Raw genomic sequence first — 14,392 nt, 5'->3', positions numbered from 1 at the left:
TGAGCCACGTCCCGCTCCACCACGAGGAGTCACCATGGAGCCCGACACCTTGCTGGCACGGATCACCGACTACACCAGTCGCCCCCATCCCTACCCGCTGTACGCGGAACTGCGCGAGGCCGGTCCCGTGGTGCGGCAGGCGGACGGCAGCTGTCTGGTCGGCACCTACCACGAGATCGCAGCTCTGCTCCACGACCCGCGGATGAGTGTCGATCCCCGTACCCGTGGCGAGGTGACACACAAGCCGCCGTTCCTGCGGCTCGACGACCCGGAGCACCACCGGCTGCGCACTTTGGCCATGCGGCCGTTCGGTCCCCCGCACAGTCCGGGCCGGGTCGACGCCATGCGCGGCGAGATCGACCGGATCACCGAGGGACTGATGGAGCCGTTCGAGGCGGGCAGCCAGGTCGACATCGTCGACGATTTCGCCTACCCCCTGCCCGTCACGGTGATCTGCCGTCTGCTCGGCGTGCCGCGCGAGGACGAGCCGCTGTTCCGGGCCTGGTCCGACGCCCTGGTCGCAGCCGCCGACGTCAGGCCCGAAGCGGACACCACCGAGGCGGACAAGGCGGGCGACCAGGCGCGGATCGAGATGGGCGGGTACCTGGTGAACCTCGCCGAGCAGCGCCGTGGCCGGCCGGGCGACGACATGCTCTCCGCCTTCGTCAACGAACCGGACCCGGCCCTGCGGCTCACCCAGGAGGAACTCGCGGAAACCGCCGTGCTGCTCCTCATCGCCGGACACGAGACCACGGTCAACCTGATCACCAACGGTGTGCTCACCCTGCTGCGCCAACCCGAGCATCTGGACCACCTGCGGCGCGAGCCCGCCCTGCTGCCGCGAGCGGTCGAGGAACTGCTGCGCTATGAACCCCCGGTCCACATGCGGGAGCGCGTTCCCCACGCGGACATCGAGGTCAGCGGTACCACGATCTCCCCGGGCACGTCCGTCGTCCTGGTGCTGGCCTCGGGCAACCGCGACCCCAAGCGGTTCCCCGACCCCGACCGCTTCGACCCCACCCGCCCGGACATCGAGCACCTCGGCTTCGGCGGCGGCATCCACCTGTGCTACGGCGCACCCCTCGCCCGCATCGAGGCCGAGTCCGCGCTCGGCGCGCTGATCCCGTGGCTCGGCTCGGCACGCCTGTCCCAGGACCCGCCCCCCTACCGGCAGAACGCCATGCTCCGCGGCCCCCGCCACTTGCCCGTCGACCTCTGAGGCCGCCACGGGGCGGTGCGTCTCTGATGCGGGCTCAGTCGTGGGCGCGGGCCGGCCGGGATGCCTGGGCCGGATCCGGTCGGTGGTGTGTGACTGATTCCTTCGGCGAACTTTGGCCGGACTGACTTTGGCCGGACTCCCGCCCCGCACACGCCAGTTGCCTGCGCTGCACGCAAGACGGTCGGCCGAATCCGGGCCGGCGTGAGGGCGATTCCCGCGGATCGAGCACCACCCGATACGCGCCTGGACGGAGTACGGCCCGAACCGGCCCCACGCCGTGACGGCCGCGAGCGTGAGCAGCAGTACGGTCACGGTGATCATCTGCGTCTCGCCGCGAGTTCGCCGACGACCGCCGCAGGGTGCTCGCGGCGCGGAGGATCTCCCGGCCGATTCACCGATCGTGGACGGATGATGGCCCAGGTCGGCCGCGCTCGACCATCTTCTCGCGGCAAGCCCCCAACCGGACGGGCGAGTTGTTCGTGATACCGGGTGAGGGGATCGGAGGGAATGTGGCCGAATGGTCGAGGCTTGTGGCCGAGCTCGTGCAGGAGCGCGGCGCGGAGCTGCATCGGTACGGCTTCCTGCTGTGCGGCGACCGCATGGAGGCTGCCGACCTGGTGCAGGAAGCACTGGTACGGGTCTTCTCCCGGCCCCGCCGTGCGTGGGAATTGGGGGAGGCGGAGGCGTACGTACGCCGCACGATGCTCAACCGCTACCTGGATCTGCACCGGCGCCGTGCCCGTTGGATCCGCGCGCTTCCACGGCTCGTGTCCACGGCACCGGTTGCCGACCACAGCACGGACGTCATGCACCGGATCGACCTCATGGACGCCATGCGCGGACTGTCGCCGAGGCAGCGGGCCTGCGTGGTGCTCCGTTACTACGAGGACTTGTCCACCGCGGACATCGCGGCGCGCCTCGGCTGTGGTGAAGGCACGGTCAAGCGTCATCTGAGCGACGCGCTGGCACGGTTGGGCGCCCGGTTGCGAACACGCGCACATCACGTCGCGGAGGAAAGGCTGGAGACATGACGCCGGAGGAGCTGCGCGAACAGTTGCTGGCCGCCGCGCACCGCACACCGCCGCCGGAGATCGACACCGACCGCGTGCGGAGCCGGGTGCGCCGGCGCAGAAGCGTCCGGTACACCGCCCTGGCCGGGGCAGGCCTGGCCGTGGCCGCCGCGGCGGTGCTGAACACGTTGCCGTCCACCTCCCCACCGGAGACCAGGACACCGACCGGCTCGGTCCACCGGCAGCCCACAGCGACTGGCGGCACACCACCGGGCGGAAACCAGACCGGCGTACCACCGCTCCCTCACTACACCTGCGGTACGAGAATCCCGGCAAGTTCCGGCCGGGGAACCGTGACCGTACGCATCTCCGGTGTGCGCAAGGCTCCCGACGGCGCCCCGCGGGTCAGCTACGCGGCGACCGCGACCGCACCCTCCGAACTGTCCGGTGCGCCGCGGATCCTCGTCCTGAAAGAAGGCCGGGTGGTGGCCGGTCAGGATCCGGCCGGACCACCGGCCAACCGACCGACGGGAGAGGAGAACACCGCGCGCCGGACGACCGTCGCCCCCGACCGTCCCCAGCACGTCCGGCTCGCACCCGTACCGGGCCGCCCCTGCGCGGGAACCACCTGGAGTGCGATGTGGAAGGGCGGCTACGAAGTGGCCGTCGTCCTCGCCACCCAGCGCGCGGCGCCCCCCGGAACCTGGGCCCCCGATGCGTTGGTAGTGGCCCGCGCCCCCCTGGTCGGATGAATGCTCGGCACCGCTCTCGACAGCTCACGACTTCACGGAGAAACCCATGCGCCGCACCCTGCTGCCCGCCGTCCCCGTCCTGCTGCTCGTCCTCGCCGGATGCGGGAGCCGGTCCGACGCGGTGACCGTCGATCCTGCCCATCCTGACTCCACCACCACGAGCCCCTCACTGAGAGAGCAGGACCGCTCGCTGCCCTGCGGCCGCACCGTCGATCGCCCCGTCGTCGTCAGCGGCCCCGACGAGCCTCTGCAACTGACCGTCACGTCCCTGCGGCGCCAAGGCTCTGGGCTGCGGACCGCCTACCGCATCACCTCCGGCGACCGGAAGGAAATGCTCAGCCTGCCGATCGGTGAGGTCCCGCCCACGGCCCGCCTGCTCAAGCACGGCGTCGTCGTCGGCCGCCAGAAGCCCGCCGCAGACAAGGGCCCGGACGGCAGCCCGGCCATCGGGTATCCCGTCGGTCGGCGCCCGTACACGGGGACGTTGGCGATCGACAGCCTCTGCGACGGCACCACGTGGTCCGACGTGGACAGGCACCCCGGCGACTACCAGGTCGCCGTCGTCATGTCCGTCCAGCCGCACGGAGAACCCTCCGACAGCCGGCCGGCAGGCGGTGTCCTCCCGCTGCCCCTCCTCGAAGCAACCCGCGACCTCTCCGCGAAGGGCCGGTGAACGCGACAGACACCCGCCGAGCGGGAAGCGCCGCGGTCGCGGACGCATGTGCGAGGTGATCCCTCGTTGGTGAGTTCTGCGACTGCCCCCGCAACCGGGTGGTCACCATGTGAGGGGGCGCGACCGGCATCGCGCGGGGGTTCATGAGGGGGAAGCGTGACGACTGAGGCTGGACGGCGTGAGGGTCTGGACGAGCAGGCCGTGTTGCTGGTGGCGGGTCTGGCCGATCTGGCGCTGAGCACGGTCGGGTCGGTCGTGGGGGCGGTGCGCGGGTTGCTGCGTCGTTCGGATGCCGCGCAGCTGGCGGCCGAGGCGGAGCAGGACTTGAGGGCACGTGGACGACTGGTGGTGGACCGGTATACGGCCGTGCCGCCGGCCCATCTTGAGGTTCTGGCCCAGCACGTCCTGGCCAGGCAGGCGCGTGACGGTGCCTGAGCAGTGGGATGCGTCGGCCTTCAAGGCCCGTGTGGACGCCGTGCTGCGAGAGGTCGTCAGCGAAGAGGCCGATCAGTTGACGGCCATCGATCCGGCCCTCGGCCCGGTCGCCGGGCAGTTGGAGTCGGCGGTCGCGCAGGGCAAGCGGCTGCGGGCGGCGTTCTGCTACTGGGGCTGGCGGGCGTCCGGCCAGCCCGACAGCGACGCCATGGTGCGGGCGGCGGCCTCCATGGAGCTGGTACACGCCGCCGCGATCGTCCACGACGACCTCATCGACGACAGCCCGCTACGCCACGGCCGGCCCACCGCTCACCTCGCCTTGCGCTCGACGGTGCGCCGCCGCCCTCGTGCCGCCCATGCGGCACGATCACTGGCGATGCTGGTCGGCGATGCGTTGATGTCGCTGGCAGGACAGCTCTTCGCCACCAGTGGGCTGCCGGCGGCCTATCTCAGCCGGGCCCGTCCCTTGTGGGGAGTGCTGGCCCGGGAGCTGATCGCGGGTGAGTGCCTGGAGATCCTGCACACCGCAGGCGCCCCGGACACGGTGGCCTCGCTGAAGGTGATCCGCTACAAGACCGCCAAGTACACCGTCGAACAGCCCCTTTTGATCGGCGGTGCGCTGGCCGGGGCCGGTGAGCGGATGCGGGCGGGTTACCGCGCCTACGGCGTGCCGCTGGGGGAGGCCTTCCAACTTCGCGACGATCTGCTCGGCCTGTTCGGGGACCCGCACGTCACGGGCAAGGCAAACATCGATGACCTCCGCGGTTACCGCCCCACCGCGCTGCTCGCCGAGACATGGCGCCTGGCCGACGAGACCGAACGGGAACTGCTGCGGGGCCTGTTGGGCCGTTCGGATCCCGACGGTCGGTGTCTGCAGGCGGCCCGGGAGCTGATGTTCCGGCTGAAGGCGCCGGACCGCGTCGAAGCCATGATCTCCCAGCGCGTCGACGAAGCCCTGGCCGCCGTGGACGACCTGCGCCTGCCCCCGCCCGCCGCCAAAGCCCTGCAGACCCTGGCTCACTCGGCCACGCATCGCGAGTACTGACAAGGCAAGGCGGCACACACCAAGGGAGTCTTCTGTCATGACCTACACCGAGGCGTCGCTGGACGCCCTGCGCCAGGTCGGCGACGAACTCGCGGATGCGACCGTGGCCGCTCTCTTCGAACGTGGTGAGGTGGGCACGTTCAACACCCTGATGCGGTACGTCTCCACCGCGGGCGCGCCACTGCCCGACGGGTTGCCCGACGTGGCCCGCGAGTACCTGCAGGCAACCAGCGTTCCGCCTGCCTGGGTGGACTGGGGGGAGATGGAGAAGGCGCGGCTGTTCTTCCTCGACAACAACGTGCACATCTCCACGGCGCTGTCGTTCGCCTCCATGCCGGCCTGCTACGTCGTGCCGCACGTGGCGAAGCTGCTGTCGGCGACCCACTCGCTGAAGTACCCGGCCAAGCGGATGGCGGAGACCGGGCAGTTCACCGTCTACCTGATGCAGCCCGGTGCTTTCGAAGCCGGCAGCCGCTTCATCCCCGCCGCGCAGAAGGTCCGCCTGCTGCACGCCTCCATCCGCCACCACCTGCAGCGGGAAGACCGCTGGGACATCGCGTCACTGGGTGTGCCGATCTGCCTGGAGGACATGATCGGCGGGCAGATGTTCTTCTCCTTGCTGGTCCTCGACAGCCTGCACCGCCTGGGCATCCACATGTCGGAGGAGGGCGCGCAGGCCTACTTCTACGCCTGGCGGGTGGTCGGCGCCATGCTCGGCGTCGACCAGAACGCCGTGCCCAAGACCCTTCAGGAAGCACGGCAGTTCCTCGACCTGTACATGGTCCGGCACATGGGTCCCTCCGAGGAGGGCGCCCACCTGACCCGGCAGCTGATCGACCTGTACGAGGAAGTCGTCCCGGGAACATTCTTCGACCCGATCGTCTCCGCTCTCATCCGCTACCTCATCGGCGACACCTGCGCCGACTGGCTGAAAGTCCCGCGCACCCCGTGGGACACCGTCGTCAAAGCAGTCCCGCACCTGCTGGGTGTCCTGGAGACCGTCGAAGACCGCTCTCCGTTCGGTGCCTGGGCCCTGGACCGCCTCGGCCACCTCACCACGATCTTCGAACTGTCCTCCCTCACCCGCGGCCGCGTCATGCACTACGCCATCCCCGAACACCTGAAGAAGGACTACGGCATCTCCGACACGGTGCCTGCGAGCCGCCGCTGGACCCCACCGGCCGCCACCCTTACCCCCTGACGCACGAGGCCACAACGCAGGTCGGCGCAACTCACGGGCGCCGCCCTCGTCCTCACTTCCGGGCACGGTGGTCATGACGACGATCTTGAGCTCGGAGTCGCCGTCGGTCAGGACGTCGCAGTCCACCGTGATCGGGCCCACCGACGGGTGGTCGATGGTCCTGTGGTCCTCACGGTGCGTGGCCACCGCTCCGGTTGCGCACAGCTCGGCGAACCTCCCTTGTCCACGCTCGCCGCGGTGCCCACCGGCATGATCTTCAGCCGGTGGCCGCTCGTGGCGACGGCGTCGGCCAGTGCCTGACCGAAGGCGTGGTACGGCCCGCCCTGCGGCCCGTGGCGAACCGCAGCTGCTCCACGGGACCGGACTCCGCCGCGCACCCGGCCAGGACGGCGGCGAGCCCGCCGATGCCGAGCCTCAGCAGACTCCGGCGGTCGAGCCCGGCATTCGCGCTGGTCACGGCGTGAATGTAACCGCGGACCAGACACGGTGGCCGTGCTTCGAGGCGGTCGGCGGAAACGGGCGGGGCCGGCTGCCCCGCCCGCTGTCCCGCAAGCGGTCGGGCGCGATGGAGCGGCCGACGTTGTCGCAGCAGGCGGGTGAGCGGGAGGGATCGTAGCGTGAGAGGAGCGGGCAGAGGGGGTGCCGGGAGGAAGGCCGGAGAAGGGACGGTGGCCGTGGCGGGGATGGATTACGCGGCGCTGTTCGCCGCCACGCCGAGCCCGTATCTGGTGCTGGGGCCGGATCTGGTGATCGTGGAGGTCAACCAGGCATACCTCGACGCGACTGTCCGGACGAGGGAAGACCTGATCGGGAAGTACGTCTTCGATGCCTTCCCGGACAACCCGGCCGACCCCCAGGCCGACGGGGTGCGGAACTTGAGCGCCTCGCTGCACCGGGTCCTGACCACGGGCGAGCCCGACCCGATGGCACTGCAGAAGTACGACATCCCCATCATGGGCCGGCCGGGGGTCTTCGAGGAGCGGTGGTGGTCCCCGATCAACACGCCGATCCTCGCCCCGGACGGCACGGTGGTGTGGATCATCCACCGGGTGGAGGACGTGACCGCGTTCGTCCAGGCTCGCACCGCCGGGGCCAGGCCGCCGACCGGCCAGCTGACCGAGCGCGAAGCGTTGGAGGCCGAGCTGTACGCGCGGGCCCGGGAGCTACAGCGGCTGAACGAGGAGCTGCGGCAGGCCCACGGCCGCGAGCGCCAGGTGGCCGTCACTTTGCAGGAGGGCATGCTCCAGTCACCTGACCTGGCCCGGCACCAGAACGTCGCCGTGCGCTATCTGCCCGCAGCCGGATCGCTGAACGTGTGCGGCGACTGGTATGACGTGGCAGACCTGACCGACGGCCGCTTCTCGGTGGCGGTGGGCGACGTCGTCGGGCACGGCCTGGAGGCCGCCGCCGTCATGGGAATGCTCCGCAGCGCACTGAGCGCGGCCATCCGCGCCCTGGAGCGGCCGGCCCAGGCCCTTGAGGTACTGGGGCTGTACGCCCGCTCGGTCGAGGGCGCGCTGAACACCACCGCCGTCAAAGCGCTGGTCGACCCCGCAAGCTGCCTGATCATCTACAGCAACGCCGGCCACCCACCCCCGATCCTGGTGCACGGCGACGGCACCTGCGAGCTGCTGGACCGGGCCACCGACCCGCCCCTGGGGGTTCGCCCCCTGCACGTCCCCCGTCCCCAGGCCACGGCCATCTACAGCCCCGGCGACACCCTCGTGCTCTACACCGACGGCCTGATCGAACGCCGCGACGAAGACATCGACACCGGCCTGGCCCGGCTGACAGACACCCTCAGCCAGTCCCACCAGCTCGCCCCGGAGCACCTGGCCGACACCTTGCTGGCCCGCCTCGGCCTGGCCGGCGGCGGCCGCGACGACGTCGCACTGATCATCGTCCGGCTGTGACCAGCGCCCTTCCTCACCCGAGAGGTCTGCGCGCTTGGCCGCGCAGCCTGCTACCTGCCCCGTTGCTATGACTGGGGATGGGTGGCGGCCTGTACGAGGTTGCGCTCCAGGCGTTCGAGGGTGGCCAGGGCCGCGGTCCGCTCGTCGTCGGTGAGGCCCGCTGTCGAGAGGTCTTCGAGCTGGCTCCAGACCTGCTCGACTTGGTCGCGCAGGGCGTGGCTGGCCGCTGTTGGTTCGATGAGTGAGGCGCGTTTGTCGGTGGGGGAGGGGCGGCGGCGGACGAAGCCGGCCTGCTCCAGGCGCCGGACGGTGCGGGTCATGGTGGCGGCGTCGGAGTCCATCAGCCGTACCAGGTCGGTCTGACGCTGGGGGCCGAGTTCCCAGAGGTGCATCATGACCAGTTCCTGGCCCGGGTGCAGGCCGATGCGGCGCAGCAGCTGTCCGGCGAACATGCGGTGCAGGCGGGCCAGGCGGAAGATCGCGTGACTGACCGGTCCGCCACTGGCCGCGGCCGGCACGGGGACGGTGGCTTCTTGCCCGATCTCTGCGGGGCCGTTCCCGGCTTCCGGCGTGGACTGCGTCATCCGTTTCTCACTTCCCTGTTTAGGCAGTGTGATCCTACCTTGCTGACTGGGCTGCCGCGGAGTCGATGCGCATGTACATGCACGTATGAGCAGGTAGTCGCAGTGTTATGTGCTTCACATCGGGAAGCGAGAGTGGGCTGAAGGGCATTACCTGTTCGGACAAGTGCTTTACTTGTTCGGACAGGCATCTGCTGGTGCGGGCACCACAGCGTCCCGGCCGCGGAGTACCACTCACCCGGAGGAAGAGACCATGACCACTGCTTTCGACCCGATCGTCCTGGGCGGCAAGCCCCTGGCAAACCGCGTCGTGATGGCGCCGATGACCCGCAGCCGCGCCTATGGGCCCGGTGCCGAGCCGACCGAGCTGATGGCGACCTACTACGCGCAGCGCGCCAGTGCGGGGTTGATCGTCACCGAGGGCATCCAGCCCTCGCCGGTCGGCCAGGGCTACCCCGACACCCCCGGCCTGCACACCCCTGGGCAGGTGCGGGCGTGGCGCACGGTCACCGACGCCGTGCACCGCGAGGGCGGGGTGATCTTCGCGCAGCTGATGCACACCGGCCGGATCGGACACCCGAGCCTGCTGCCCGACGGCCTGGTGCCGGTGGGGCCGTCGCCGGTGGCCGCCAAGGGGCAGGTCTACACCCACGAGGGACCGAAGGAGTTCGTGACGCCGAAGGAGCTGAGCGAGGCCGAGATCCGGCAGACGATCGCCGACTTCGCCGCAGCGGCCCGCAACGCGGTCGAGGCCGGGTTCGACGGCGTGGAGATCCACGGCGCCAACGGCTACCTGATCCACCAGTTCCTCGCGCCCAACTCCAACCAGCGCACCGATGCCTGGGGCGGCACCACCGAGGGCCGGATCCGCTTCGCCGTCGAGGTCGTCACGGCCGTGGCCGAGGCGATCGGCAGCGACCGGGTCGGCCTGCGGATCTCGCCCGGAAACGTGTACAACGACATGGCGGAGGACGACCCGGCCGAGGTCTACGGGGCACTGCTGGAGCGGCTCGCCGGCCTCGAACTGGCCTATCTGCACCTGATGGAGGGCCCGGACCGCTCCCTGACCGCGCGGCTGCGCAAGGACTGGCCCGGCACCTTCGTCCTCAACCCGTTCACCCACCCCGACGTCACCGGCCCCGACGCGCTGCAGCTCATCGAGGACGGGAGCGCGGACATGGTGGCCTACGGGGCGCTGTTCCTGGCCAACCCCGACCTGCCCCGGCGCCTCGCCACCGGCGGTCCGTTCAACACCCCCGACAAGGCCACCTTCTACGGCGGCGACCACCGCGGCTACACCGACTACCCCACCCACACCGCCTGAGCGGCGACCCTGCCGAGGTGGCCGCCTGGTGAGCCACAGCGCCTGCGGTTCCCCTCTCCTCACCTCTACCCGGGAGTTTTCCGATGTCCCAAGCGATTACTTTCTCCGCGTACGGCCCGCCCGAGGTGCTGCAACTGTCGGAGGTCACCCTTCCTGAGCCCGGCCCCGGCCAGGTCCGCATCCGAGTGCGGGCCGCCTCCGTGAACCCTCTCGACATCAAGATCCGATCCGGTCTGATGGCCGGCGCGGTTCCCGCCCGCTTTCCCGTGATCCCCGGCCTGGACGCGGCCGGCGTCGTCGACGCCGTCGGCGAGGGAGCCGACGCGTCCGTGGGGGACGAGGTCCTCGGCGGCACCGTCGGTGGCAGCTACGGCGAACACGCCCTGCTCGATCGGCCGGTGGCCAAGCCCGCTGCCCTGTCGTGGGAGGTCGCCGCCTCGCTGGTCACGGTCGGCCGGACCGCGTTCCGTGTCCTTGGGCAGCTGGGGGTGCAAGCGGGTCAGACCCTTTTGATCCACGGTGCCGGCGGCAGCGTGGGCACCATCGCGGTGCAGCTGGCCGTCGCCCGCGGCATCACCGTCGTCGGAACGGCCGGCGAGCACGACATCGAGCGCGTCACCGCGCTCGGAGCCACTGCGGTCCGCTACGGCGACGGCTGGGTGGAGCGGGTGACGGCCGCGGCCGCGCAGGGAGTCGACTTCGTCTTCGACGCCTCCGGAGCCGGCGTGCTTGCCGACTCCGTCGCCCTGACCGGCGACAGCGCACATGTCATCACCATCGCCGACATGTCCGCCGCGCAGCACGGCGTCGCCTTCAGTGCCGGAAGCGCCGACCAGGCCGAAGAATCTCTGCCGGAGCTCGTGCAACTGGCCGCCGGCGGCCATCTCGACGTGCCCGTCTGGCGCGCCTACCCGCTCGACGAGGCCGCCACCGCCCACGCCGACCTTGAGGCCCGACGCAATCAGGGCAAGGTCGTTCTCCTTCCCTGACGCGCCGTGCTGCCACCTCGCCCTGTCGTGGAGCAGACAAGGCGGCAACGGGGCCGCAGCCGGAACCTCTCGGCCGGCTGCGGCCCATCCCCCCGCATCGCCGCACAACCAGGGACGGAGTACCAGGACCCGATGACAGCGTGGCCCACGCTCACGCCGCTGACCGCTGATGCGGACCTCATCGACGCGTTCGAGGTCCTCGGCCAGAAGTGGAACGGCATCATCCTCCACACCCTGGCCCCCCGTCCCGCCCGCTACGGCGAACTGCACACCGCCATCGGCTCGATCAGCACCAAGGTGCTCGCCGACCGGCTGCGCGAACTCGTCGAGGCCGGGCTCGTCACCCACGACCGGCTCCCGCCCGGACCCGCCACCTACACCCTCACCGCCGAGGGCCGAGCCCTCCTACCGGCCCTGGAGCAGATCCGCTCCTGGGCGCACCACCGCACCACCTGATCCCGTCCCTCTCCTCCGCTCCCTCTCCGAAGAACGGAACTTCCCATGTCCGCACGCGCCCTTCCCGAGGCGACCCTCGCCCGCACCGTCCTGGGTTCCGGCCCCGGCCTCGCCCTCGCGCACGGCGCCGGCAGCAGCGTGGCCGGCACCTACGGTCCGATCCTGGAAGGTCTGGCCGCCCACCACACCGTCGTCGGCGTCGACTACCCCGGCAGCGGCGACACTCCCCGCTCCGCCACGCCGCTGTCGCTGGACGACCTGGCCGACCAGCTCGTCGCCGCCGCCGTCGCCGAGGGCCTGGACACCTTCGCGGTATCCGGCTACTCCCTCGGCGGACCCGTGGCGATCCGTGCGGCCGCCCGGCACCCCGAGCGCGTCACCGCCCTCGTACTGACCGCGACCTTCCCCCACCGGGACAACCGGCTCGCGCTCGCCCTGCCGATCTGGCGCAAGCTGGCCGAGCCGGGCAACCGCGCACTGCTGGCCGAGTTCCTCACGATGATGGCCCTCGGCGCCGACGCGCTGGAGGCGATGCCGAACGAGCAACTCCAGCAGGCCCTCGCCTTCACCGCCGCCAGCGTCGCGGACGGCACCCCCGAGCACGCCGAGCTGGCCCCCCGGGTCGATGTCCGCGAAGACCTGCCGGGCATCCAGGCACCCACCCTGGTCATCTCCACCACCCAGGACTGGTTCACCTCCACCCGCCTGCACCGCCAGCTCGCCGATGCCATCCCCGGCGCCCAGCTCGTGGAGATCCGCACCGGCCACCTGCCCATGGTCGAACGGCCCGAGGAATGGCAGAAGCTCATCACCGAATTCCTCGACCAGCACAGCGCCTGACGCCAGTCGGCCCTCGCGCCCGGACCGCAGAGCTCAACTGCGATCCGGGCGTCCGGCCTTCAGCACACCTGGGCGGGCAGCGGACGGCGTCTCAGGCCGGCGGTCGGGCGTGCGACACGAACCCTCGCTCTGTCACGAGACCCTTCCGTTCGCCTCGGCCGGCCGGTCAGGAGGGCGCGCCGCTCAGGACTTCGACCTTGCCCGTGTCGAGTGAGTAATAGGCGCCGACCACGGCCAGGGTGCCCTTCGCCACCAGCGGGCCCAGGTCCTGGTTGGAGCGCAGATCCGCCGCGGTCACGGTGACCTGGGCGCGGGCCATGGTCTCGACCGGGTCGGCGCCGCCTTGCCGGACTGCTTGTCTGTATGCCGGCTCCAGGGCCTTGACGATCGCCTGCAGGTTGCCGGGCAGCGGTTTGCCGTCCCGAAGGGACTTGTACGCCGCCGCGACGGCGCCGCAGCGCTGATGCCCGAGGACCACGACGAGCGGGGTGCCACTCGTCATGGGCCCGTACTCGACGGAACCTGTGACCACCGGGTCGATCGCCTCCCCGCCCGTGCGCATCACGTAAAGGTCGCCCAGGCCGGTATCGAAGAGGAGTTCAGGCGGCACGCGGGAGTCGATGCACGAGAGGATCGACCCGAAAGGTTCCTGGTGCTGGGCCACGAGCTGACGCCGGTTCGGATCCCGGTCGGGGTGGTGAAGGTCTCCGCTCACCCAGCGCTTGTTGCCTTCCATCAGCCTCGCGAACGCCGCGGCGGGTGTGGTCGGCCGGGCCTGGGGCGATGCGGTGGTCGTCTGGGCGGCCCGCGCTTCGGGCGAAGCGCTGGTCGGCGCGGCAGTCCTCGTCGAGGAGCACCCGGCAAGGGCTGCCGCGGCGCCAGCAAGTCCGATGCCGAGCAGCGCTCTACGGTCCGGATGTCCGGCTCTGTCCATCGCTCGTACCTCCCGAAGCCACGCAGACACGTCGTTGTGTCCTGACCAGGCTGATTGTTCGCGTGGTCCGGGTGACCTGGCTGTAGGCGCAAGCGGGCGCCGGCTACGTTGCCGCCAACGGCCCACACCACCGCACCGGACGGCAGGGGAGTGCCGGACGTCGGGCCGCCCTCACGGACGGCCCGGCGCCGGTGCGCTCGTCAGGTCTGTCGTTCCTGGCTGCGGGGGGCGTCGCCCCGGGGCCACGCGACGTGGATGCCTCGTACGTGGCGGGCGCCAGGGGCCTGGCGTACCCCGAGCCGGCCCCGAGGGTCAGGAGTGCTGCGCCCCGCGTGCCAGCAGCATGAAGGCGTCGACGAGTTCCTCGGCGGGTTGACCGGTGGCCAGGCTGCGCAGTTGCAGCCCGAAGACCAGCGCGATGGCACTGCTCGCCAGCCGCTCGGCGTCGGGTACGCCGAGACCGGTGAGGATCCGGGCGGCCAACTGGTCGTATGCGGCGAAGGACTCCGCGGCCGCGCTGCGCAACCGCTCGTCGCGGCCGGCCTGGATGTAGAGCTCGAAGGGTGCGATGTGCCTGCTGTCGAACGGCGTACCCCCGGCGACCTGGCTGACTGTGGCGGCGGCCCGATCGGCGTCCATTCCGTCGGTCTGGCACTGGGCGGCGAGCTCGGTGAGGCGCCGGGTCTCCTCTGCGACGAAGTGCAGCAGGCTCTCGCGCAGCATTTCGTGCTGGGTCGCGAAGTGGTAGGTGACCGATCCGAGGGAGACGTTGGCCTCCTTGGCGATCCGCCGATTGGTGACCGCGGCGACGCCGTCCTCACCGATGATGCGCAGGACGGCGTCGATGATGCTCTGCCGGGTTCCGGGGGGCTTGGACATGGCAGTCATTGTGCCAGCGGCGCCTTCCTGGCTGGTGGGAAGGGCCGGGAGCCGTTCCGGCCAGAGCAGACCGACCTCAGGCCGGGCGGCAAGCGGATCGGTGCTCCAGGCGGATCAGCGACTCCATCCGCTGTTGACAGG

At 70.8% G+C, this 14,392-nt stretch carries 16 protein-coding genes and 1 pseudogene; 12 read left to right on the top strand and 5 right to left on the bottom strand.

The genetic code is table 11. The features are described 5' to 3' along the window. The first annotated feature begins 34 nt into the window (after nt 1-34). The 7 genes from V2J85_RS15010 to V2J85_RS14980 all read left to right on the top strand — a co-directional run bounded on the left by V2J85_RS15010 (nt 35) and on the right by V2J85_RS14980 (nt 6,335). Nucleotides 35-1,219, top strand: coding sequence for a cytochrome P450 (locus V2J85_RS15010; protein ID WP_330821852.1), 1,185 nt, complete (start codon nt 35-37; stop codon nt 1,217-1,219). Between the two features lie 530 nt (nt 1,220-1,749). Beyond that, complete coding sequence (locus V2J85_RS15005) at nt 1,750-2,250, top strand: sigma-70 family RNA polymerase sigma factor (protein WP_261958139.1); 501 nt, start codon at nt 1,750-1,752, stop codon at nt 2,248-2,250. Then, entirely contained in the window at nt 2,247-2,981 is a 735-nt protein-coding gene (locus tag V2J85_RS15000) for a hypothetical protein (protein ID WP_330821851.1), read from the top strand. Before V2J85_RS15005 ends, V2J85_RS15000 begins: the two co-directional genes overlap by 4 nt. A 46-nt stretch (nt 2,982-3,027) precedes the next feature. Continuing rightward, the gene (locus V2J85_RS14995; protein ID WP_261958141.1) at nt 3,028-3,654 is read left to right on the top strand and encodes a hypothetical protein; all 627 of its coding nucleotides are present in this window, start codon (nt 3,028-3,030) and stop codon (nt 3,652-3,654) included. Nucleotides 3,655-3,810: 156 nt separating this feature from the next. Continuing rightward, complete coding sequence (locus V2J85_RS14990) at nt 3,811-4,089, top strand: polyprenyl synthetase (protein WP_261958142.1); 279 nt, start codon at nt 3,811-3,813, stop codon at nt 4,087-4,089. Then, the gene (locus V2J85_RS14985; RefSeq protein WP_261958143.1) at nt 4,082-5,134 is read left to right on the top strand and encodes a polyprenyl synthetase family protein; all 1,053 of its coding nucleotides are present in this window, start codon (nt 4,082-4,084) and stop codon (nt 5,132-5,134) included. Before V2J85_RS14990 ends, V2J85_RS14985 begins: the two co-directional genes overlap by 8 nt. Before the next feature lie 37 nt (nt 5,135-5,171). Then, the gene (locus V2J85_RS14980; protein ID WP_261958144.1) at nt 5,172-6,335 is read left to right on the top strand and encodes an oxygenase MpaB family protein; all 1,164 of its coding nucleotides are present in this window, start codon (nt 5,172-5,174) and stop codon (nt 6,333-6,335) included. Nucleotides 6,336-6,434: 99 nt separating this feature from the next. On the opposite strand, the pseudogene V2J85_RS41330 reads toward V2J85_RS14980, so the two are convergent. Beyond that, a pseudogene (locus tag V2J85_RS41330) lies at nt 6,435-6,605 on the bottom strand (hypothetical protein); the annotation flags it as partial. Beyond that, on the bottom strand, nt 6,592-6,792 hold the full coding sequence (locus V2J85_RS14970; RefSeq protein ID WP_330821850.1) for a hypothetical protein: 201 nt from the start codon (nt 6,790-6,792) through the stop codon (nt 6,592-6,594). The pseudogene V2J85_RS41330 and the gene V2J85_RS14970, both read right to left, overlap by 14 nt. A gap of 226 nt (nt 6,793-7,018) precedes the next feature. On the opposite strand from V2J85_RS14970, the gene V2J85_RS14965 reads away from it, so the two are divergent. Continuing rightward, nucleotides 7,019-8,248, top strand: a complete 1,230-nt coding sequence (locus V2J85_RS14965; protein WP_261958441.1) for a PP2C family protein-serine/threonine phosphatase — start codon at nt 7,019-7,021, stop codon at nt 8,246-8,248. A gap of 65 nt (nt 8,249-8,313) precedes the next feature. Here V2J85_RS14965 and V2J85_RS14960 read toward each other — a convergent pair whose 3' ends face one another. Further along, complete coding sequence (locus V2J85_RS14960) at nt 8,314-8,832, bottom strand: MarR family winged helix-turn-helix transcriptional regulator (RefSeq protein ID WP_330821849.1); 519 nt, start codon at nt 8,830-8,832, stop codon at nt 8,314-8,316. A 250-nt stretch (nt 8,833-9,082) separates the two neighbouring features. Between V2J85_RS14960 and V2J85_RS14955 the strand changes: the two genes are divergently transcribed. From V2J85_RS14955 to V2J85_RS14940, 4 genes are all read left to right on the top strand, one after another. Next, entirely contained in the window at nt 9,083-10,153 is a 1,071-nt protein-coding gene (locus V2J85_RS14955) for an alkene reductase (RefSeq protein ID WP_261958147.1), read from the top strand. A gap of 83 nt (nt 10,154-10,236) precedes the next feature. Beyond that, nucleotides 10,237-11,142, top strand: a complete 906-nt coding sequence (locus V2J85_RS14950) for an NADP-dependent oxidoreductase (RefSeq protein WP_330821848.1) — start codon at nt 10,237-10,239, stop codon at nt 11,140-11,142. 132 nt (nt 11,143-11,274) lie between these two features. After that, the gene (locus tag V2J85_RS14945; RefSeq protein WP_330821847.1) at nt 11,275-11,598 is read left to right on the top strand and encodes a winged helix-turn-helix transcriptional regulator; all 324 of its coding nucleotides are present in this window, start codon (nt 11,275-11,277) and stop codon (nt 11,596-11,598) included. A 45-nt stretch (nt 11,599-11,643) separates the two neighbouring features. Next, entirely contained in the window at nt 11,644-12,438 is a 795-nt protein-coding gene (locus V2J85_RS14940; protein WP_261958150.1) for an alpha/beta fold hydrolase, read from the top strand. A gap of 166 nt (nt 12,439-12,604) precedes the next feature. Here the strand turns inward: V2J85_RS14940 and V2J85_RS14935 are convergent, their stop codons facing one another. Beyond that, complete coding sequence (locus V2J85_RS14935; RefSeq protein ID WP_261958151.1) at nt 12,605-13,372, bottom strand: carbonic anhydrase; 768 nt, start codon at nt 13,370-13,372, stop codon at nt 12,605-12,607. Between the two features lie 312 nt (nt 13,373-13,684). Next, nucleotides 13,685-14,251, bottom strand: a complete 567-nt coding sequence (locus V2J85_RS14930; RefSeq protein WP_261958152.1) for a TetR/AcrR family transcriptional regulator — start codon at nt 14,249-14,251, stop codon at nt 13,685-13,687. Between the last annotated feature and the right edge of the window lie 141 nt (nt 14,252-14,392).

The organism is Streptomyces bugieae (genome assembly GCF_036352915.1).
GTDB classification, from domain to species: domain Bacteria; phylum Actinomycetota; class Actinomycetes; order Streptomycetales; family Streptomycetaceae; genus Streptomyces; species Streptomyces endophytica.
The sequence above is the reverse complement of the archived record's forward strand: the minus strand, read 5'-3'. Positions and strand labels throughout refer to the sequence as shown.